Origin of the sequence: Flavobacterium noncentrifugens, assembly GCF_900100375.1 — a bacterium.
In the GTDB taxonomy this organism is placed as follows: Bacteria; Bacteroidota; Bacteroidia; order Flavobacteriales; family Flavobacteriaceae; genus Flavobacterium; species Flavobacterium noncentrifugens.
Genome location: NZ_FNEZ01000002.1, coordinates 792536 through 812107 on the forward strand (window position 1 = coordinate 792536; position 19572 = coordinate 812107).

The window sequence follows — 19572 nt, forward strand, 5'->3', positions numbered from 1 at the left end:
GCAGCCGAACGGAGCGAAGCTAATTGTCCATTTTTTCTTTATATTTTTCTTTTTTCGAATAACCAACTTTAATCCCAAAATTAACCTGAACCGTTTGCGCATGATCAAAAAAAGATACAAATTCCGGAGCCGTATCGATCGCATATTTTGATTTCACATAATTGACACCGGCAAAAAACGAAAAGATCTTGTCAATTCTGTAATCGGTATAAAAGCCAATCCTGAAATGCCCGCCCTGCTGATGATCGACGCTGCTGTTGTTGCTGTTCAGCGGAATATTGTCCTGACGCATAAAATTGATCTCAGACCAGCCGCCACCCAGATAAGGCTGCAAAGTCAGTGATTTTACGACCGGAATCTCATACGAAACAATTCCGTACACCGCATTCGACCTGGAATGATCGACAGTTCCTGCAAGTTTCACATCGTTCACATCATAATAAATGTGGTCAAATCCTGCGGTTAACCTAAAATCGTGGTATTCAAACATGCTCATGCTGACTCCTGCAGAAATTTTGGCATCATTGGCCTTCGCCAGATAATTGTCTCCAAAAGAAATCGGAACAATTCCGTAAACCCTAAAAAGAGGCTCTAGAAAAAATGCTTTTTCTTTTTTCATTTCCTGGCTTAAAACCATTTGAAAACCCAGTAACACGATGATAAAAGTAAGTGCTCTCATTAGTAATTGATAGTGTGGTTTACAATATCGTCGCTGTTTACCATAAAGGAATCGACATATTCATTGACGACTGGGGCATTGCCGCTGCTGTAATCCGTTACTTTATAATTGACGCTGATCATCTGGTTTTTCAATACCCTGAAATAAAATTCATTGGAAATAAAATCTTCTGGGGAAGGATTGAATTCGAAATAATCTTCCGACTGGATTCCGGCAGTTATCCGGATATCAGAAATGGCCTTGCTGCTATTTAACTGGTTTGTCAGTACAGTAAGACGCGTCAGTTCCCCATACGGATACAACACAACAGGATCGAGCCTGAGTTTATAATCGGTAAAGTTTTTTCGGAGTATCGAATTGTAAAATTTCTGCTGGTTCTGATTTTCCGGTGTATTGATTTGCACACTCAGAAATTGCCCGTTTTCTTTGGGCGCCGGAATAATGAGCTGAAAATTTCCCGATGCATCCGTAGTTCCAAATGAAATTAAATCTTCTGTCTTCTCATAAATTGCACTATTGTAAGCCACAATTCTGACAGTGGTTTCCGGTATCGGATTCTGGTTTTTATCAACTACTTTTCCTTCTATAACCAACCTGGTTTGGCCATCGTATTCAATCGTTTCACACGAAACGGCGGCCAGCAAAATAAAAAACAACAGGATTTTTTTCATAAGATTTTTATTGATAGACAAGTATTTCGATAAAAGTTGCGTGGCTTTTTATTTATTTTTGATGCAACTCAAAATTTCCCCAACCGGCGAAAGATAATCAAACCATTTTGCATTTTCGGTTCGTTTAAACCACGTCAGTTGCCTTTTTGCAAAACGGCGCGTATTCTTTTTGATTTCTTCAATAGCAAAATCCAATGTAAAATTGCCGTCGAAATATTCGAATAATTCACGATAGCCAACAGTTTGCAAAGCATTTAAGTTTCTGTGTGGATATAATTTTTCGGCTTCGGCCAACAATCCGGTGTTCATCATCATGTCGACGCGAAGGTTGATCCGGTCATAAATGATTTGCCTTTCGGCTTCAAGCCCGATGAGGATCGGAGTAAAATTCCGATGGCTTTTTTTCTGGTTTAGGAATGAAGAATACGGTTTCCCGGTTCCGATGCACACTTCAAGCGCGCGCATTAAACGCTGTGGATTCTCTTTGGCTACGACCGAAAAATAATCGGGATCTCGTTTTCCCAATTCGTCCTGCAAATACGAAATACCCTGTTGTTCGTAATTCTTAGCAACGAGATTCCGGACAACATGATCAATTTCAGGAAAATCATCAAAGCCTTTTAAAACCGCATCAACATACAAACCAGAACCGCCAACCAATACCGCATAATCATTGGTTTCAAATAAAAAATCGAGTTTTAAAATTGCTTCTTTTTCAAAATCACCCACAGTATAATTCTCAAAAATCGATTTGTTGTGAATGAAATGATGCGGCGCAGCAGCAAGTTCTTCTTCCGATGGAACAGCAGTTCCGATGGTCATTTCCTTAAAAAATTGCCTCGAATCACATGAAATGATCTCACAATTAAAATGCTGTGCAATCTTAATGCTCAGCACTGTTTTTCCGATCGCTGTTGGCCCGATGATGACAATTAAAAATTTCTTTTTTTGGTTTTCCATCAATATTATTCGTTGAGCAAAGATCCGCAATGGTAGCAATATACGGCGTCATTTCTATGGTGTTCTGCCGCGCAATTCGGGCAGGATTGTGTATTATTGTCACTTTGCTCTTCTTCTTTTTTAGACATGAATTGCGCGGTGACCAATCCTGTCGGAACAGCGATAATTCCGTAACCCAGAATCATAATGATTACAGATATAAATTGTCCGAGCGGCGTTTGCGGAGTAATATCGCCAAAACCAACAGTTGTCAGGGTAACAATCGTCCAATATACGCTCACCGGAATGCTTGTAAACCCGCTTTCCGGGCCTTCAACCATATACATAATCGTTCCCAGAATGATACACATCACCACAACCGCAAATAGGAAAACCGCTATTTTATCCTTGCTTTTTTTCAAAGCTTCGATCAGTGAGTTTCCGGCGCCAACAAAATGGCCGAGCTTCAAAATCCTGAAAACCCGCAGCAAACGCAAGGCGCGGAGTGAAAGCAAAAAATGCAATCCGGGAAAGATCAAATCGATATAAGCAGGCAAAGTCGCCAGCAAATCAATAATTCCGTAAAAGCTGAAAATGTATTTTAAAGGTTTGCCTACAGACAAAATCCGGCCAATGTATTCAAATGTAAAAAAGATGGTTATGATCCATTCAATAACCATCAATTCAAATCCGTATTTGGCTTTGATCGAAGCAACGCTTTCAAACATGACCGCAGCAATGCTGATGATAATCAGGAATAATAAGACAATATCAAACAGTTTTCCCGCAAAAGTATCGGCTTCATAAATGACTTCATGAAATTTACGGCGGATCGTTACAGGCGTTTTGACTTGCAAGGCTTTTGGTTTTGTAGTCTTCCAAAAATAGGCAATTCCTAAAAGGAAATCACCTTAATTCCCTTATTTTTTCGGAGTGCCGTTTGCAGGATCGATTTCGTATCGCGGTTGTGCGGCATTGGAATAATGATGTTTTTAAGCACCGGCATCGTATTGATCTGATGGTTTAAATCGTAAAAAGTATAACCCTGATAAATGCCGTTTTCAATCAGCACCGCACTTCTTTCATTGATTGTTCTTCCACGGTCAATGATCATCAGGCTTTTATTTTCGAAAGTGTGCTTGTCGATAAATTCCTGAACACGTAAATTGTATTCGGCTGCTTCAGTTTTTCCAATGCAGGCGCCGTCGCATTCTTTAATTTTATACTGGAAACATTCGGCTTCAGCTTGATACAATCCTGTTAATTTTTGGCACAATTTAAAATCGGATGTAATTCTGAAAAGCGCATTTTTCGCTTCTGCTAATGATGCATAAGACGTAATTTCCTTTTTCCGTCCATCGGTTTTAGCCAACATTAAATTCAGGTAACCATTGGCGTCTTTTTCACAATACAGCGACCATGGCAAAACCGTTTTGCTCTGCGCTTTATTGTAAACCGGCTTGTTGATCTTGACTTCTTCGCTTTCTTTTAAAAATGCGATCAATTCGCTGCCCGTAATTTCATAAGTCACCGTAAAAACTTCGAGCTGGATTTTCTTGCATTTATGAGAAGTACCCGTAAAATGCTGGTTGACGCGTTTTTTGATGTTCCGGCTTTTGCCAATGTAAATGATCTTTCCGTCTTCGCGGTGGATGTAATAAATCCCGGTTTTTGATGGCAGATGTTCTACGATATCAAGTAATTTAGGCGCCAATCCTTTTATGATTTCTGTCTGAATCAGTTGTTTGACGATGGTTTTTTCAAGGTCTTTATCCAACAACATCTTGAACAATTTCACTGTTGCCATCGCATCACCCGAAGCGCGGTGCCTATCGGCCATTGGAATGCCAAGTGCGCGTACGAGTTTTCCCAAGCTGTAAGAAGGCTGTTCCGGAATCAGCACTTTTGTCAATTCTACGGTACACAAGGTCTGCGCCTCAAAATCATAACCCAAACGTCGGAATTCCGTGCGTAAGATCCGGTAATCAAATGAAGCGTTGTGCGCCACAATTATACAATCTTTGGTGATTTCAATAATCCTTTTGGCAACTTCGTAAAATTTTGGTGCCGACCGCAACATCGCATTGTTAATGCCTGTAAGCTTGATCACAAACGGCTGGATCGGAATTTCAGGATTTACCAGACTGATAAACTGATCGACCACTTCGTGCCCGTCGAATTTATAAATCGCGATTTCGGTAATTCCTTCTTCGTTGAATTGCCCGCCGGTGGTTTCTATGTCGAGTATTGCGTACAAAATGCGTTAATTGTAATTTCTGTTGCCAAAGATACTGCTTCCAATCCGAACCATCGTACTTCCGCAGTCAATAGCAATTTTGTAATCGCCAGACATGCCCATGGAGATAATGGATAGTGGATAATTGATAATGGATAATGCATTCACTTTGTCGAAAAGCTGCTTTAAAATCGTGAACTCTTTTTTGATCTGCTGTTCGTTTTCGGTGAAAGTCGCCATGCCCATTAAGCCTTTGACTTGTATGTTTTTTAGGCTTTTGAATGTTTCGGATTGTAAAATTTCGAACAATTCTATTTCGTCCAAACCAAATTTTGTCTCTTCCTCGGCAATATGGATTTGAAGCAGGCAATCAATGATCCGATTGTTTTTCTGGGCTTGTTTGTCGATTTCTTCAAGCAATTTCAAACTGTCCACACCATGAACCAAACTCACAAACGGCGCCATGAATTTTACTTTATTCGTCTGGACATGCCCAATCATGTGCCATTCGATGTCTTTCGGCATTTGCTCAAATTTATCGGCCATTTCCTGGATTTTGTTTTCCCCGAAAATGCGCTGACCGGCGTTATAAGCTTCCATCAGTTCAGAAACCGGCTTGGTTTTAGAAACCGCAACAAGCGTCACGTTTTCGGGCAACTCCGATTTAATTTCCAGCAAATTTTTTTCTATCGACATCTCGAATTTTTAATCTTTAAATAATTAAATGGTTCAATTATATTTCATAAACGACCAATCCGCTTCTGAATTTTGGTTCAATATAAGTACTTTTCGGAGGCATGATCAAATCATTGTCTGCCAATGCTTTAATTTCCGAAATTTCTGTCGGAAACAACATAAACCCGATTTCAAATTCGCCTTCGTCAATCACTTCTTTAATCGTCGTAATCGATTGGTTTCCTGGAATATAATCAATCCGTTCGTCGTTTCTCAAATCGGAAATCCCTAAAATTGGCAGCAGCACTTTTTCATATAAGATCTGTGCATCCAAACTGTCAAGAACCGTTTTAAAATCATTCGTATCCTTCAGTTCCAAACTGTAAAATTCACCGTCCAGGTACATTCCGAACTGGAATTTCTTCAAAGGCTTCCACAATTCCTGCTCTTTGTTTTTGATCCAGAACAGCTTCGACAATTCTTGGATAAAACCTTCTTTCGAATGCCCGTTCAAGTCGCGGATGATGCGGTTGTATTCATATATTTTGACGTTACTTTCAGCGATTAAAAAACTCATGAAATAATCAAGGTTTTTGTTGCCCGAAGTTTTGTCCTGTTCGTATAATAATTCGGCAGAAGCTGAGCGGTGGTGGCCATCAGCAATATAAACATCCCCGATTTTTTCAAATTTTTGCTGCAGCCAATGAATCTCATCTGCATCGGAAATCTTCCAGAGCGTGTGCTTTTCTTTCTTCTTCGTTGAAAATTCATATAACGAATCGGTTCCTTTTTTCTTCTGGATCCAGGATTCCAAATCGGCATCATCAGGATATGTAATCAAAACCGGTTCTGTATTAAATCGGGTCTGATGCAAATAATCCTTGAAAATTTCTACCCGGTATTGCAGCGTATCCTCATGTTTTTTAATCACATTGTTCTGATAATCTGCAATTGAAGTCGCCCCGATAATTCCGTTGAAAACCTGGTTTTTGCTCTGGATCTCATACAAAAACAACACAGGATTTTCCTCATTTGCCAAAACCTCCTCGTTTTTAAAATCTTTGTATTTCTGCGCCACAAGCTTAAACCGTTTTTCAAGTCCGATTTTCTGCTGGTTCACATAAGCCGGATTCAGCACATGCAAAAATGAAAACGGGTTAAAATCAAGCTGCGCCGCCAGTTCTGCTGCCGAATACTCGTCATAAGACCGCGAAGTTACCAGACTGACTTTATCCCGTGAAGGAAGCACTGCTTTGAAAGGGATGATTTGAGCCACTTTTTTAATTGATAATTGATAATGAACTGCGCGTAAAAAGCATGGTCAATTATCCATTTATTTAAATTGTTTTGAAACTTTTTCCGCTTTTTTGCTTTCCGAATAATCATAAAATCCTTCTCCGGTTTTCACACCCAGTTTTCCTGCGCGAACCATGTTTACCAATAATGGGCAAGGTGCATATTTAGGGTTTTTAAAACCGTCAGACATCACGTTTAAAATGGCAAGGCAAACATCAAGCCCGATGAAATCTGCCAATTGCAATGGTCCCATCGGATGCGCCATTCCAAGTTTCATGACCGTGTCGATTTCGTAAACACCGGCCACGCCATTGTATAAGGTTTCGATCGATTCGTTGATCATCGGCATTAAAATCCTGTTGGCTACAAATCCAGGGTAATCGTTGACTTCAACCGGTACTTTTCCGAGTTTTTCAGACAAGTCCATAATGGTTTTCGTGACGTCGTCAGCTGTATTGTAACCGCGGATGATCTCAACGAGTTTCATAATGGGCACCGGGTTCATAAAATGCATTCCGATAACACGCTCCGGATGTGAAACTACAGCTCCGATTTGTGTAATCGAAATCGAAGAAGTATTTGTCGCTAAAATTGTATCGTGCGAACACGCCTCATTCAACTGCCTGAAAATATTCAGCTTCAGATCGACATTTTCTGTTGCTGCTTCAATGACCAAATCCACGCCAACAACACCGTCTTTAATATCGGTATAAGTGATAATGTTTCCGATGGTTTTTAATTTGTCTTCTTCAGAAATTGCTCCTTTTGCAACCATCCGGTCTAGATTTCCAGCAATGGTCGCCATGCCTTTATCGAGTGACTTTTCAGAAAGATCGATTAATTTTACGGTAAATCCGCTTTGCGCGAAAGTGTGGGCGATTCCGTTGCCCATAGTTCCGGCTCCGATTACGGCAATGTTTTTCATATTTAATTGAACGATTTAACGATTGAAAGATTAAAAGATTCCGCGCCGCAAAAACTAAATTCCTTCAATTTCTTATAGGATTAAAATTATTTTTTAAAGCAGTCAATGATCCGATACGCCACGCGCAGCGCTTCGGTTCCGTCTTCTAGCGTAACGACTGGTGTAGTGTCATTTTTAATCGCATCGGCAAACGATTCCAGTTCGTCAAGGATCGCATTGTTTTGCTCCACATCGGGATTGGCGAAATAAATCTGCTTTTTGACGCCTTCGGCATTTTGCAGGATCATGTCGAAATCTCCGGGGGTTTCAGGCGCATCTTTCATTTTTACCACTTCACACTTCTTTTCAAGGAAATCAACCGAAATGTAAGCGTCTTTCTGAAAGAAACGCGACTTGCGCATGTTTTTAAGCGAAATGCGGCTCGCCGTTAAATTGGCCACGCAGCCGCTCTCAAATTCGATCCTTGCATTCGCAATATCCGGAGTATCTGAAATTACCGAAACACCACTCGCGTTAATATGTTTTACAGGCGATTTTACCACGCTTAAAATCGCATCAATGTCATGAATCATTAAATCCAAAACCACAGGAACATCTGTGCCGCGCGGATTAAATTCGGCCAAACGGTGCGTTTCAATAAACATCGGATTCTCGATCATGTGCTTGGTGGCGATGAAAGCAGGATTAAACCTTTCCACATGGCCAACTTGTCCTTTTACATCATATTCTTTTGCAAGAGCAATGATCTCTTCGGCTTCTTCAACCGTATTTGAAATGGGCTTTTCTATAAAAACATGCTTGCCAGATTTGATCGAAACTTTTGCACATTTGTAATGCGAAAGCGTCGGTGTTACGATGTCAATAACATCAACAGCATGAATTAAGGAAGCAATGGTAGTGAAGTGTGTGTAGCCGAATTCTTTTGAGATCTTCTGGGCGTTTTCCTGATTTTCATCATAAAAGCCAACCAGTTCGTATTTTTCGGATTGTTGCAGCAAGCGCAAATGAATTTTTCCTAAGTGACCGGCACCTAAAACCCCGACTTTTAGCATATTGATAAATTTTGAACAAAAATAAGAATTAATGATAATGGATGAATCACATTTGAAGTTTATTTTGGGGATAATTTTGATTTGGAAGGAAATGCCCTAGCCCTGATGGCAGTGAAAATCCTTTTTACAAGGCACGAGAAAAAAGATTGTAACGAACAGCAGGAAATAGCTCCTAAAAAAACCTAATTTTTCCGTATTATTGCAACTAAAATTCACCCCGATTTTGAAAGATACTGCCAAACACCAAGGACTTAGAAACCAGCTTGCCGCGATTCTGGCGCAAAAAGGAATTACCGATAAAAATGTGCTCGAAGCCATTAAGAAAATCCCGCGCCATTTGTTCCTGAACTCTTCTTTTGAAGATTATGCTTATCAGGACAAAGCTTTCCCGATCGGTGCAGGCCAAACCATTTCCCAGCCTTACACCGTTGCCTTCCAAAGCCAGCTGCTCGAAATCCAAAAAGACCACAAGATACTCGAGATCGGTACCGGATCGGGTTACCAGACTGCTGTTTTATTTATGATGGGCGCAAAAGTATACAGCGTCGAAAGGCAGAATGAATTGTTTAAAACCACATCCGTATTGCTTCCAAAACTCGGCATCAGGCCTAAGCATTTATCGTTTGGCGATGGCTACAAAGGGCTGCCAAACCACGCACCTTTCGATAGTATTATTGTAACGGCTGGCGCGCCGATCATCCCAAAACCATTAATGGCACAACTAAAAATAGGAGGCAGGCTCGTGATCCCGCTGGGCGAAGAACACCAGATCATGACGATGCTGATCCGTAAAAATGAAACGCAGTTTGAAAAACATGAATTTGGAGAATTTCGTTTCGTACCTTTATTGGAAAACAAAAACTAAACTATGACAAAATCTCTACTCGCTTTATTATTCCCGATTGTTGCATTTTCACAGGGTTATACGAGTTATTTCACCGGAAATTCCGTCAACATCGATCCAACACCGCGATTTGGGATTTGCATGATGGGCGGCGCAACAGAGCACGACAGCGCGATGAAGTGGCTGCTGCAAAAAGCAAATGGTGGCGATGTCGTGGTTTTAAGAAGTTCCGGAAGCGACGGTTATAACGATTATTTATATAGTGAACTTGGTGTAGAAGTAAATTCTGTCGAAACGCTGGTGATCACGTCAGTCGCCGGTGCCGAAAATCCTTACGTACTCGACAAAGTCGCCCATGCCGAAATGATCTGGTTTGCAGGCGGCGACCAATTTGATTATGTGTCGTATTTCCGCGACAGCGCACTTGGTGACCTGCTCAACGATTTCATCAATGTCAAGCACGGCCCGATAGGCGGAACCAGCGCCGGAATGGCGATTCTCGGCGGCAAATATTTCTCTGCACAAAACGGTTCGGTGACTTCTGCACAAGCACTTGCAAATCCGTACCGCGCAAATATGACTTTAGGTGTTGATGATTTCCTACACATTCCGTTTATGGAAAATGTGATTACCGATACGCATTATGACAATCCCGACCGCCGCGGCAGGCAAACCGCATTTCTGGCGCGTTTCAAAACCGATCTCGGAATCGATGTCAACGGAATTGCCTGCAATGAATATGTCGCCGTTTGCATCGGATCTGATGGCATCGCCCACGTTTATGGCGATTATCCAAACTATCAGGAATTTGCTTATTTTATCCAACCGGATTGTTCTTCTGAAAATGCCGTCGAAACTTGCACGCCAAATACGCCGCTAACGTGGAATTTTGACGGACACGCACTCAAAGTATACAAAGTTCCCGGAACCATGAATGGCGCTAATTATTTCGATATCAACAACTGGAAAGATGCAAGAGGTTCAGGCGGAAACTGGGAAAATTGGTCGGCAAACAACGGCGTGTTTACTGCAATTGCCGGTTCAGCGCCACAATGTTTATTGAAAACTGAAAATTTCAATAGCTCAAAGGTCGACCTGCTTCCAAATCCTTTTGAAAATGAGCTTCAGGTAAATGTTTCCGATAGGGCGAACATCAGCATTTTTGATATACAAGGAAGAATGGTTTATACTGCTAATCTGTCTGTTCGAACAACAATCAACACCACAGCTTTCGCTAAAGGTTTGTATGTTGCGAAAATCGAAACCAACGGAAAGACATCGGTAAAAAAACTTTTGAAGAAGTAATTATTCTTTATCCTTTTGTACCAATATCGATCTTAAAGATTCCATTTCATCAAAAAGCTTCTGAAACTTATCGGATGGAGATTCGGATTTTGCTTGTGCAAACAATTCTTTTTCAGCAACTTTAAATGCTTTCAGCCCGAATTTGTGTGAATTGGCAAGTTCGATGATTTTGCCTTTGAGCCATTCGGTGGCCAATGTTTCAAAATCAATCTCAAGCAAATCTGCCAATCCCAACAGCTGTTTCTCCGTCGGCCGGCGCAATCCATTCTCGAATTTACTGATCAAAGCCTGGTCGATTTTGAGCATCTCCGAAACCTGGCGCGTCGTAAATCCTTTTTTCTCGCGGGCTTGCTTCAGCATTTTCATTCGTCCGAAAAAATTATTTGAATTCTTTTTTAATGCGGGCAAGGTCGCGCTTGGTGTCCTGTTCTTTCAAAGATTCGCGTTTGTCATACGTTTTTTTTCCGCGGCAAAGCCCGATGTCCAGTTTGGCCATGCCTTTCTCATTGGTAAACAACTTCAACGGAACGATCGTCAAGCCTTTCGTTTCGACGCTTTTGCGCAGGCTTTTGAGTTCACGCCTGTTTAAAAGCAGTTTCCTTTCCGTACGCGCTTTGTGGTTGAATTGGTTTCCAAAAGCATATTCCTCAATCGAAGTATTGATTGCGAAAAGCTCGTCATCGTCGTTAAATTCACAAAAGCTTTCGGTGATCTGGGCTTTCCCAAGGCGGATCGATTTGATTTCGGTTCCTGTCAGCACAATTCCGGCCGTAAAAGTTTCGATGATCTCATAATCGAAGCGGGCGCGTTTGTTCAGGATGTTTATAGTTTTTAGCATAGCGCAGCAAAGATAAGCGATTTGGATCAAAACCAAAATGCAGCAACCGAATTTAAAGTGTTAATAAAATAATAAATTTAGATTTAAATATGTTAAAAAATTACCTAAATTGGTTTTCGAATCTCACAATAATTCCAATATGATAAAATCCAACTTAAAACTGCTGTTGTTTTTGTTTTTAATTGTTTCCTGTTCGAAAGACGACAACAGCATCAGCATTGAAAATCAAGTCGCCGTCGAAACGTTTAAATCTGATCCGATGACGCCACAACAAATCAATTCAGAAATCGACCGAAGCATTCAATCAAAGGGATCTTTCAACTGGAGTGAAGCTTCTACTTATATTTTATGGAGTGCCACTAAAAATGGCAATTATATTGTTTCGATCGGTTTTGGAAACGGCAAAAATGATTTCGACCGCAGCAAATCGGCAAGCAATCAAAAAATCCAGGAAGCCATTTTAAAAATCATTTTGGATAATGAAGCGACAACTTTGGATAAAACACTCATCAGCCAGGACGAATTCCTGAATTCTATTGATGTTATCGTTACCAAACCACAAACGATTGCAGCCTTGCGAAAATCAAAATACATCCGCTATATAGAACCCGGCGATTACAAATATTTTGCGGTTCGAAGCATGCTAAAAGGCCAGCAATCTACAAATTCAAGTTCTGGATCTGGCTGCGGATTTGATTCTTCTGTACTCAGCAGTGCCGATTATACAGTCGTGACGCCAAATGCAAAAGCCGCATGGACGCTTTACCAGCACAACATTCCGGCGGCGTGGAATTACAGCACCGGCCGCGGCATTACGATAGGGATTGTAGATACGGGCGTTTCTCCAAACCAGACTTTGTTGGGAAGCAATTTCAATGATGGACTTTCGACAGGAAGAACGATCCAGAAATATGGCACTTACGTGGATTCAGTCTGGCCGTGGTCAACAACAACCGATGGCCCGAACGACCAATGCGGACACGGAACGAGCATGGCTTCGGCTGCAGCTGCGCCACGAAACGACAATGGTTTGCCGGTTGGCGTGGCTTACAATGCGAATTTAGTCACGTACCGCGCCGCTTCAAATGTAGTTCTTGACGGATTTCAGGAGCAATCGGGCGTCAAAAATGCGCTGACTGCTTTGGGAAATAATACCAATGTGAAAATCATCTCAATGTCGATGGGCCATATTTTCTCTGTCGGAAAAATTGAGGACGGAATCAAATATGCATACAGTAAAGGCAAGCTGATCTTCTGTGCAGGCGGAACTTCTACGAGTTTTACGACTTTCGTAGGCGTGATTTTTCCTGCATCTATGGCCGAAGCAGTTGCTGTTACCGGAATTAAAGAAGGCGCAACTTATGAAAAATGCGACGATTGCCATAGCGGAAGCAAAATTGATTTTACAGTTGTAATGCAGCGCACGGCAACAGGAAATACCACACCGGTTGTGAGTTATTATGACAACCAGTCGGATTATGTGGGCGGATCATCTGTGGCAACAGCAACAACTGCCGGGATTGCGGCTTTGGTCTGGGCGAAAAATCCAACCTGGACGCGCGATCAGGTGTTGAATAAAATGAAGCAGTCAGCGCGTTTTTATCCGACGAAAAATCCTGAATTTGGTTATGGAAACATCAACGCCTTGCAAGCTGTTCAATAAAAAAACTAAAAATGAAACCGCCACAGGAAACTATTGGCGGTTTTTTTATGGATGTTGGTCTGGATTAAATACTTTTGCAGCATGCACGAAAAGAAATCGCCCGATCCGCTTCACGGAATCACGCTTCAGAAAATCCTCGAACAGCTCGAAGTATTTTATGGTTTTGATACTTTGGGCGAATTGATCAGGATCAAATGCTTTACTGAAAATCCGAGCGTTAAATCAAGCCTGACTTTTCTTCGGAAAACCAATTGGGCAAGGAAAAAAGTAGAAGAATTGTATGTTAAAACTTTGCCGAAATTAAATCGCGACTGATTCATTCTGCAAAACAAATAAAGGTTAGCCTATTTTTTAAAATCGCTTTCAAGGATCGAATAAATCACCGTATCCAAAAACTTCCCGTTGTAATATTCATTTTCCCTTAAATGCGCTTCTTTTACGAAACCATTCTTCTCTAAGACTTTTGCCGATGCGCAATTTTCGGGATCGATAATCGCTTCGATCGAATGCAGTTTCATTTCATTAAAACCAAAAGCGACGACTTTTTCAATGGCTTCTGTGATGTAACCTTTTCCATGAAAATCCGGATGCAGCATGTAACCGATCTCGGCGCGGTAGTGCTCGGGTTTTATGCGATAATGACCAATGATGCCAATGAGTTTTGGATTGCTCTTTACAGTGATTGCCCAATTGATGCCTTCGTTATTTTCGATTTTATCATTGATCATGTCAATGTGCGATTGGGCTTCTTGAATATTTTCTACCAATGGGCGCGGAATGTATTTCATGGTTTCGGCGTCTGAACGAATGGCAAAAATCTCATTTACGTCATTCGATTCTACGCGCCTCAGCAACAGCCTGTGTGTTTCCAAATTCGGAAAAGGAGAAAAATTAATCTCGAGCATCACTATTTTTATTTAAAAAATCCACTATTTTTTTATTTACGATTTCAGATTGGTCGATCGAAATGAAATGACCTGCATTTTCGATAATCGCCGTTTCACAATCCGGAAGCAATGCTTTGGCTTTCTCCAAAACCTTTACATTGTTGATCACGTCATGATCGCCAACCATGACCAGCACAGGAATTTTCAATGACGAAATGTCCTTTTCCCGAAACTGCAGCATCTTCGTGAGTCCGGGTTTGCTTTTTCCATATTTATTGGCAAGATAGAATTGTTCTTTGTATTTCGCATCAATTTTTTCAGGATAAAATGAAAAACGGTCAAAAAAGATGGCCAGCTTGGCGCGGTCGGGAAACATTTTCAGGACCAAAGCTGTAAGTGCTTTTCCCTTTTTGTCGACACCGCCAAAAGTTTGTGCCGGGCTTACAAGGATGAGTTTTTTTACCCGATTTTCAGGCTGTAGCGCCAGATAAGTCGCAATCCAGCCGCCACGAGAAGCGGCTACGAAATTGATATGCTCCAAAGCATACCAATCGAAAATTTCAGTAAAAAACTTAATCATTTGCTTGTTGCTGAGGTCGGGCAGGTTCATCAGCGACTTTCCAGCTTCAACGGGATAATCAATTGCATACACGCGGTACTCTTTACTGATTGCTTTGATATTTGGAAACCACATTGTAGAACTCGCATCGGTCCCGTGAAATAAAACGACAGGTTCGCCGTGTTCCGGCCCGCTGATGATCACGTGTGCCAAGCCAAAAGTCGTGGGCACGTCATCTTCTTTAAAAGGGACATTCCACAACGATTTTAGGGTGTCGTCATAAGCAGCAACATATTTTGCCTTGCCTTCTTTTGTTGGAAAAATAAAATCATTTGAAGTTCTCGTAACGGCGCAACTGGAAACAATCAGCAGTAAGGAAAGTAATAAAAAATGGCGCATCGGCTTTTTGTGGTATTTGTAAAACGGACAGCGTAAAATGTCCGCAACAAAATTAGGATGTTACAAAAAAACGTTTCTAATATCTATCACAATATATGTTACAAATACTCTATGTTTAAAAATATTAAAAAGTGCTTAAAATATTTCAATGCTGAAAGCCGCTTCAAATGTTTTTTTCGGGTTTAATATTTGAATGCCGCCTTTTTCGATGAGGTTTCCATTCGATGCAGCGCTGTCAGAATAACCAAACCAAGGTTCGATGCACAAAAACGGCGCGCCCACTTTTGTCCAGATCCCAAGATCGGGAAAATCTGAAAAACCAACTTTTATCCGCGGTTTCCCGTTCTCAAGAATGGTAATTTTTTTTGCCGGAACTGATTTGAAGACCAATGCGTCATTTTCAAATAATTTGTAACCAAGTGTAAGTGTTTTATCCGTTAAGTGCAGCGTTGAAGTCTGATCGGAAATTAAATCTTTGTCAAGCAAATGATACGCTAATTCTTGATTGGTTTCAAATTTCAGGCTGTAATCTTCAAAATTTTCTGACAAAGCAAAAGCCGGATGCGCTCCGAGTGAAAACGGCATTTCAAAATCGTTTTTATTGATGACTCTGTAACGTGTTTTAAGCGAATTTTCATTTAAAGTATACTCAACCTGAAGCTCAAAATGAAATGGATAAACGTTCAGGGTTTCATCTGAATCAGTTAATGAAAAAACGATACTATTTTCAGATTTTGACAGAACCGAAAACTCACGATCACGTGCAAATCCGTGCCTTGACAAATGATACTGCTGATTGTTGTACAAATAGGAATCATTTTTTAATGTTCCAACAATCGGGAAAAGCACGGGCGAATGCTTGCCCCAGAACTTCGGATTTCCTTCCCAGATGTATTCTTTACCGGAATGGTTTTTTAGAGAGATTAATTCGGCGCCATTTTCTAAAAACCTTGCGATTATTCCTGATTTTGAAATGATTGTATGCAAAATATTTTAAATTTTAATAGTTTTTCTTGGCTGGTAAATATATTTCATTAAATTTATAATCCCAATTAATCTACTAATAATTAAATTGTAACCCTATGCAAACCAATTTCGAAACCATCGAGAAGGAACATATCGATTCCCTTCAGTTCCCTAAAAGTGATGTTTTAAATGACCGCGACGAAAAATACCAGCGCGAAAGCGAACTCAACCGCGCCTTGTCATTAGGCAATCTGGAACACTCAAAAATTAAGATTTTCTTTGAAGACAGCCAGTCTAAAAAAGTTGTTGAAACCACAGTTTGGGGCGTCACTGACCAAATGGTCATCCTCAAAAAAGGATTTTCGATACCCATCAACAGGATTTACAAATCGTTATAAAATACTCCAATGAAAAACATCAGCCTCGGTTGGTGTTTTTTTTTGCTTGCCAATTTCAATATTGCAATTAATTGAAGTAATTTTACGGCATCATTCTGATTTTAAATACATGAAAAATATCTTCAGTAAAATGCTTTCGATGGCATTTTTATGTGCGGTTTCAGTAGTAAACGCACAGGAAAACCCCATTTCAAAATACAATTATTCCGAAACTTTTGCGAATAACTTTTACAGTAGAAACGGCAATGAATTTCGTTCGGCAAGCGGACAGCCCGGACGGAAATATTGGCAGAATCACGCTGATTATGCACTGACTGCAAAACTAAACGAACAGGCACGAGAAATTTCAGGCTCAGAAATACTGACTTACACGAACAACAGTCCGGATAAATTGTCTTTTCTATGGATGAATGTCGACCAGAATTTATTCGATAAAGATTCGCGCGGGCTTGCACTGATCCCGCTTGAAGGCAGCCGAAATGGTGCAAACGGAGAAGTTTTCGACGGCGGCCATAAAATCAAATCGGTTAAAGCGATTACCACATCCAAAACTGGATCTTCAGAAACCGAACTTAAATTTAATATTTACGACACGCGCATGCAGATTGTACTTCCGCAGGAACTTGCAGCAAACGGCGGCGTAGTCAAAATCAAAATCGAATTTTCGTTCATTTCCCCGATTTACGGATCGGACAGAATGGGGATCCAAGATACGAAAAACGGTCAGATATTCAGTGTTGCCCAATGGTATCCGAGAATGTGCGTGTATGACGACATTCGTGGGTGGAACACGAATCCATACCTTGGCGCAAGTGAATTTTATCTCGAATATGGCGATTTTGACATCAACATTATAGCACCGGCAAACCATATTGTAGTTTGTTCGGGTGAGCTTGTGAATGCGAGTGAAGTGTATACCTCAGAACAGCAAAAACGCTGGGCTGCTGCAGCACAAAGCGATAAAACGGTTGCGATCCGTTCTGCGGATGAAGTAATGAATCCGGGTTCACGCCCGTTAGGAAAAGCGACACTCAACTGGCATTTCAAAATGAAAAATGCTCGTGATGTTTCCTGGGCTTCATCGGCGGCATTTGTGATCGATGCAGCGAAGATCAATCTTCCTGACGGAAAAAAATCAATGGCGATTTCGGCGTATCCAGCTGAAGTTGGCGGCAACGATGCCTGGGGCAGGGCAACAGAATATACAAAAACATCAATAGAGAATTATTCAAAAAGATGGTTTCAATATCCTTATCCCGCGGCTACAAATGTCGCTACAAATGCGAGCGGAATGGAATATCCGGGAATTGTTTTTTGCGGTTGGGATGCAAAAGGCCTTGATCTTTGGGGTGTGACCGATCACGAATTCGGGCATTCGTGGTTTCCGATGATTGTGGGTTCAAATGAGAGGCTCTTCGGATGGATGGACGAAGGTTTCAATACGTTTATCAATTCGCTCAGCGAAACCGATTTCAACCATGGCGAATACAAAAGCCCGGCGGCTGATATGAATCAATCTGCATCATACCTCACCAATCCGCAACTGGAAAGCGTGATGAGTTCTGCAGATAACATGCAGGAAAAAAATATCGGCGTTTTATTGTATTTTAAACCAAGCGCAGCCTTGACAATTTTGCGGGAACAGGTTTTGGGAGAAGCGCGTTTTGATCTTGCTTTTCAGACCTATATTTCCCGATGGGCGTTTAAGCATCCGTCGCCAGACGATTTTTTCAGGACGATGGAAAATGTTTCAGGAGAAGATTTAGGCTGGTTCTGGAGGGGATTTTTCATCAATAACTGGAAACTTGACCAGGCGATCACTGGTGTGAAATACCTTAAAAATGATCCGGCAAAAGGTTTGGTGGTAACTGTTGAAAATCTTGAAAAAATGGCGATGCCTGTGGTACTTTCGATCAAAACCAAAAGCGGAAAAATATTAAACGAAAACCTTCCGGTGGAGATCTGGCAGCGCAACAAAACTTGGACCTTCAAATATCCGTCCACAGAAGAAATTGAAAGTGTCACAATCGATCCGAATCATGTGTTTCCAGACAGCAATGCAACAAACAATAGTTGGGTTTCTGGGAAAAACACTTTGGAAAAAGATGTAATTGCAGAACAATATATCGGAACTTACGCCAATAAAAAACAACCAAAAGCAAAAATAATCTTTACAGAGAAAAACGGATTTTTGATGTTTAGTTTTGGAAGAAGAGAACAAATGTTATATCCGATCGGACCCGATAAATTTGAAAACCGCGCCCCACAAAATATGGTATTCCAGTTCAATGCCGATAAATCAATGGTAGCGTATGTTTACGATAATGTGACGTATGAATTTTTAAAAGAGAAATAATCTAGGTTGGATTTTTAATAAAAAGCACCCATTTGAGGTACTTTTATTCTATATTGAAGTTAATCGGATAATTGTAAAGGCAGCGCACGGTTTGGCCGTCTTTCTTAGCCGGAATCCACTTTTCATTAAATGCGGTAATCACCCGAACAGCTTCTTTTTTGAGTGAACTGGATTGTTCGGCGTGAAGTTCTTTCTGGGCTTCCGTTTCGATTTTCACCTGATCATCGCCATTTGAAACCAGGTCTTTCACATTGACATAAAAAGCCTTCACATCACTGGTGGTTCCGTTTGGTTCTACGATAAAACTGACAAATATTTTGATCTGCTTGTTCTTGATCTGCGGAAATTTAAAATTGCTCCCGATGAAAACCGACAATTCGTTGATGCCGTTTTTTAACTGCGGTTTCGAATCGACATCCGGCGTGCGGAAAACCTTTTCAGAAGCGGCAGCCGTCATATTTGTCGCCACATTATTTTGTGCCGATGCCGCGACAGACATAAAAGGAAGAATCATAAACAGCCACTTTTTCATATCGTATTTTTTTCAAATATATAGAAATTTTCTGTTTTCAAGCGCTAAGCATTTCAAATTCATACAAATAAAAAGCCGGATTTTACATCCGGCCTTTCACATTTAATCTTCGTAATAATTGAAATTTCCCGTTTCGTCTGACAGCAGAATTTCGACCTTTGTCAGCGTATCTACTTTTTTGGTTGCTGGCTTGTGGTCTGAATTGAAAAGCACATTGATAATGCTTTTTCTGCTGCGCAACAATTCGATCGTCTTTTCGATCAATTTTTCCTCCTCTATGTTTATGAAATGGTCGTTTTCATAAAGTAAACCGGGAATTTTAATGATCACATTTGTTTTATCCATACATTGA

22 protein-coding genes are annotated in these 19572 nt (G+C 40.8%); 6 read left to right on the top strand and 16 right to left on the bottom strand.

All coding sequences use genetic code 11. The features are described 5' to 3' along the window. Window positions 1-19: 19 nt before the first annotated feature. The 9 genes from BLS32_RS08290 to BLS32_RS08330 form a co-directional block, all read right to left on the bottom strand. Window positions 20-679, bottom strand: a complete 660-nt coding sequence (locus BLS32_RS08290) for a hypothetical protein (RefSeq protein ID WP_091393934.1) — start codon at window positions 677-679, stop codon at window positions 20-22. Next, complete coding sequence (locus BLS32_RS08295; protein ID WP_091393936.1) at window positions 679-1350, bottom strand: peptidase associated/transthyretin-like domain-containing protein; 672 nt, start codon at window positions 1348-1350, stop codon at window positions 679-681. The genes BLS32_RS08290 and BLS32_RS08295 overlap by 1 nt, the downstream gene beginning before the upstream one ends. A 48-nt stretch (window positions 1351-1398) precedes the next feature. Next, window positions 1399-2310, bottom strand: coding sequence for a tRNA (adenosine(37)-N6)-dimethylallyltransferase MiaA (gene miaA, locus BLS32_RS08300; protein ID WP_091393938.1), 912 nt, complete (start codon window positions 2308-2310; stop codon window positions 1399-1401). 5 nt (window positions 2311-2315) lie between these two features. After that, a complete protein-coding gene (locus BLS32_RS08305) occupies window positions 2316-3146 on the bottom strand; it encodes an ion transporter (RefSeq protein WP_245699367.1) in 831 nt (276 codons plus the stop codon). A gap of 38 nt (window positions 3147-3184) precedes the next feature. Further along, a complete protein-coding gene (locus BLS32_RS08310; protein ID WP_091393940.1) occupies window positions 3185-4546 on the bottom strand; it encodes an exonuclease domain-containing protein in 1362 nt (453 codons plus the stop codon). A gap of 6 nt (window positions 4547-4552) precedes the next feature. After that, window positions 4553-5221, bottom strand: coding sequence for a YggS family pyridoxal phosphate-dependent enzyme (locus tag BLS32_RS08315; RefSeq protein ID WP_091393943.1), 669 nt, complete (start codon window positions 5219-5221; stop codon window positions 4553-4555). A 37-nt stretch (window positions 5222-5258) separates the two neighbouring features. Beyond that, entirely contained in the window at window positions 5259-6476 is a 1218-nt protein-coding gene (locus BLS32_RS08320; protein WP_091393945.1) for a DUF1015 domain-containing protein, read from the bottom strand. 57 nt (window positions 6477-6533) lie between these two features. Next, a complete protein-coding gene (locus BLS32_RS08325; protein ID WP_091393948.1) occupies window positions 6534-7421 on the bottom strand; it encodes a 3-hydroxyacyl-CoA dehydrogenase family protein in 888 nt (295 codons plus the stop codon). Window positions 7422-7507: 86 nt separating this feature from the next. Continuing rightward, window positions 7508-8473, bottom strand: coding sequence for a Gfo/Idh/MocA family protein (locus BLS32_RS08330; RefSeq protein ID WP_091393950.1), 966 nt, complete (start codon window positions 8471-8473; stop codon window positions 7508-7510). Window positions 8474-8696: 223 nt separating this feature from the next. On the opposite strand from BLS32_RS08330, the gene BLS32_RS08335 reads away from it, so the two are divergent. Then, a complete protein-coding gene (locus BLS32_RS08335) occupies window positions 8697-9338 on the top strand; it encodes a protein-L-isoaspartate(D-aspartate) O-methyltransferase (protein ID WP_091393953.1) in 642 nt (213 codons plus the stop codon). 3 nt (window positions 9339-9341) lie between these two features. Next, window positions 9342-10622, top strand: coding sequence for a T9SS type A sorting domain-containing protein (locus BLS32_RS08340; RefSeq protein ID WP_091393956.1), 1281 nt, complete (start codon window positions 9342-9344; stop codon window positions 10620-10622). On the opposite strand, the gene BLS32_RS08345 is transcribed toward BLS32_RS08340, so the two are convergent. Beyond that, the gene (locus tag BLS32_RS08345; RefSeq protein ID WP_139171714.1) at window positions 10623-10988 is read right to left on the bottom strand and encodes a helix-turn-helix domain-containing protein; all 366 of its coding nucleotides are present in this window, start codon (window positions 10986-10988) and stop codon (window positions 10623-10625) included. It lies immediately after the preceding gene. A gap of 13 nt (window positions 10989-11001) precedes the next feature. Next, the gene (smpB, locus tag BLS32_RS08350) at window positions 11002-11460 is read right to left on the bottom strand and encodes an SsrA-binding protein SmpB (RefSeq protein ID WP_091393960.1); all 459 of its coding nucleotides are present in this window, start codon (window positions 11458-11460) and stop codon (window positions 11002-11004) included. A gap of 139 nt (window positions 11461-11599) precedes the next feature. On the opposite strand from smpB, the gene BLS32_RS08355 reads away from it, so the two are divergent. After that, a complete protein-coding gene (locus tag BLS32_RS08355) occupies window positions 11600-13123 on the top strand; it encodes a S8 family peptidase (protein WP_091393963.1) in 1524 nt (507 codons plus the stop codon). Between the two features lie 81 nt (window positions 13124-13204). Next, a complete protein-coding gene (locus BLS32_RS08360; RefSeq protein ID WP_091393966.1) occupies window positions 13205-13438 on the top strand; it encodes a VF530 family protein in 234 nt (77 codons plus the stop codon). Window positions 13439-13467: 29 nt separating this feature from the next. On the opposite strand, the gene BLS32_RS08365 is transcribed toward BLS32_RS08360, so the two are convergent. The 3 genes from BLS32_RS08365 to BLS32_RS08375 all read right to left on the bottom strand — a co-directional run bounded on the left by BLS32_RS08365 (window position 13468) and on the right by BLS32_RS08375 (window position 15955). Continuing rightward, the gene (locus BLS32_RS08365; RefSeq protein ID WP_091393969.1) at window positions 13468-14028 is read right to left on the bottom strand and encodes a GNAT family N-acetyltransferase; all 561 of its coding nucleotides are present in this window, start codon (window positions 14026-14028) and stop codon (window positions 13468-13470) included. Continuing rightward, window positions 14015-14968 carry an alpha/beta fold hydrolase gene (locus tag BLS32_RS08370; RefSeq protein ID WP_091393971.1) on the bottom strand — a complete coding sequence of 318 codons (954 nt, stop codon included), beginning with the start codon at window positions 14966-14968 and terminating at the stop codon, window positions 14015-14017. The genes BLS32_RS08365 and BLS32_RS08370 overlap by 14 nt, the downstream gene beginning before the upstream one ends. 135 nt (window positions 14969-15103) lie before the next feature. Beyond that, a complete protein-coding gene (locus BLS32_RS08375; protein ID WP_091393974.1) occupies window positions 15104-15955 on the bottom strand; it encodes an aldose 1-epimerase family protein in 852 nt (283 codons plus the stop codon). Window positions 15956-16050: 95 nt separating this feature from the next. On the opposite strand from BLS32_RS08375, the gene BLS32_RS08380 reads away from it, so the two are divergent. Beyond that, window positions 16051-16332 (top strand): hypothetical protein, encoded by a 282-nt coding sequence (locus BLS32_RS08380; RefSeq protein ID WP_091393978.1) that lies wholly within the window; start codon window positions 16051-16053, stop codon window positions 16330-16332. 109 nt (window positions 16333-16441) lie between these two features. Continuing rightward, window positions 16442-18688 carry a M1 family metallopeptidase gene (locus BLS32_RS08385; protein WP_091393981.1) on the top strand — a complete coding sequence of 749 codons (2247 nt, stop codon included), beginning with the start codon at window positions 16442-16444 and terminating at the stop codon, window positions 18686-18688. A 43-nt stretch (window positions 18689-18731) separates the two neighbouring features. On the opposite strand, the gene BLS32_RS08390 is transcribed toward BLS32_RS08385, so the two are convergent. Next, window positions 18732-19220 carry an energy transducer TonB gene (locus BLS32_RS08390; protein ID WP_091393983.1) on the bottom strand — a complete coding sequence of 163 codons (489 nt, stop codon included), beginning with the start codon at window positions 19218-19220 and terminating at the stop codon, window positions 18732-18734. 102 nt (window positions 19221-19322) lie between these two features. After that, the gene (locus BLS32_RS08395; RefSeq protein ID WP_091393986.1) at window positions 19323-19565 is read right to left on the bottom strand and encodes a hypothetical protein; all 243 of its coding nucleotides are present in this window, start codon (window positions 19563-19565) and stop codon (window positions 19323-19325) included. Between the last annotated feature and the right edge of the window lie 7 nt (window positions 19566-19572).

What these genes read in the sequence shown, in the direction of transcription:
- BLS32_RS08330 (WP_091393950.1), bottom strand. Translation starts at nt 8,473, where the DNA reads ATGCTAAAAGTCGGGGTTTTAGGTGCCGGTCACTTAGGAAAAATTCAT.
- BLS32_RS08295 (WP_091393936.1), bottom strand. Translation starts at nt 1,350, where the DNA reads ATGAAAAAAATCCTGTTGTTTTTTATTTTGCTGGCCGCCGTTTCGTGT.
- BLS32_RS08395 (WP_091393986.1), bottom strand. Translation starts at nt 19,565, where the DNA reads ATGGATAAAACAAATGTGATCATTAAAATTCCCGGTTTACTTTATGAA.
- smpB (WP_091393960.1), bottom strand. Translation starts at nt 11,460, where the DNA reads ATGCTAAAAACTATAAACATCCTGAACAAACGCGCCCGCTTCGATTAT.
- BLS32_RS08385 (WP_091393981.1), top strand. Translation starts at nt 16,442, where the DNA reads ATGAAAAATATCTTCAGTAAAATGCTTTCGATGGCATTTTTATGTGCG.
- BLS32_RS08365 (WP_091393969.1), bottom strand. Translation starts at nt 14,028, where the DNA reads ATGCTCGAGATTAATTTTTCTCCTTTTCCGAATTTGGAAACACACAGG.
- BLS32_RS08390 (WP_091393983.1), bottom strand. Translation starts at nt 19,220, where the DNA reads ATGAAAAAGTGGCTGTTTATGATTCTTCCTTTTATGTCTGTCGCGGCA.
- BLS32_RS08355 (WP_091393963.1), top strand. Translation starts at nt 11,600, where the DNA reads ATGATAAAATCCAACTTAAAACTGCTGTTGTTTTTGTTTTTAATTGTT.
- BLS32_RS08290 (WP_091393934.1), bottom strand. Translation starts at nt 679, where the DNA reads ATGAGAGCACTTACTTTTATCATCGTGTTACTGGGTTTTCAAATGGTT.
- BLS32_RS08360 (WP_091393966.1), top strand. Translation starts at nt 13,205, where the DNA reads ATGCACGAAAAGAAATCGCCCGATCCGCTTCACGGAATCACGCTTCAG.
- BLS32_RS08345 (WP_139171714.1), bottom strand. Translation starts at nt 10,988, where the DNA reads ATGAAAATGCTGAAGCAAGCCCGCGAGAAAAAAGGATTTACGACGCGC.
- BLS32_RS08380 (WP_091393978.1), top strand. Translation starts at nt 16,051, where the DNA reads ATGCAAACCAATTTCGAAACCATCGAGAAGGAACATATCGATTCCCTT.
- BLS32_RS08370 (WP_091393971.1), bottom strand. Translation starts at nt 14,968, where the DNA reads ATGCGCCATTTTTTATTACTTTCCTTACTGCTGATTGTTTCCAGTTGC.
- BLS32_RS08340 (WP_091393956.1), top strand. Translation starts at nt 9,342, where the DNA reads ATGACAAAATCTCTACTCGCTTTATTATTCCCGATTGTTGCATTTTCA.
- BLS32_RS08325 (WP_091393948.1), bottom strand. Translation starts at nt 7,421, where the DNA reads ATGAAAAACATTGCCGTAATCGGAGCCGGAACTATGGGCAACGGAATC.
- miaA (WP_091393938.1), bottom strand. Translation starts at nt 2,310, where the DNA reads ATGGAAAACCAAAAAAAGAAATTTTTAATTGTCATCATCGGGCCAACA.
- BLS32_RS08315 (WP_091393943.1), bottom strand. Translation starts at nt 5,221, where the DNA reads ATGTCGATAGAAAAAAATTTGCTGGAAATTAAATCGGAGTTGCCCGAA.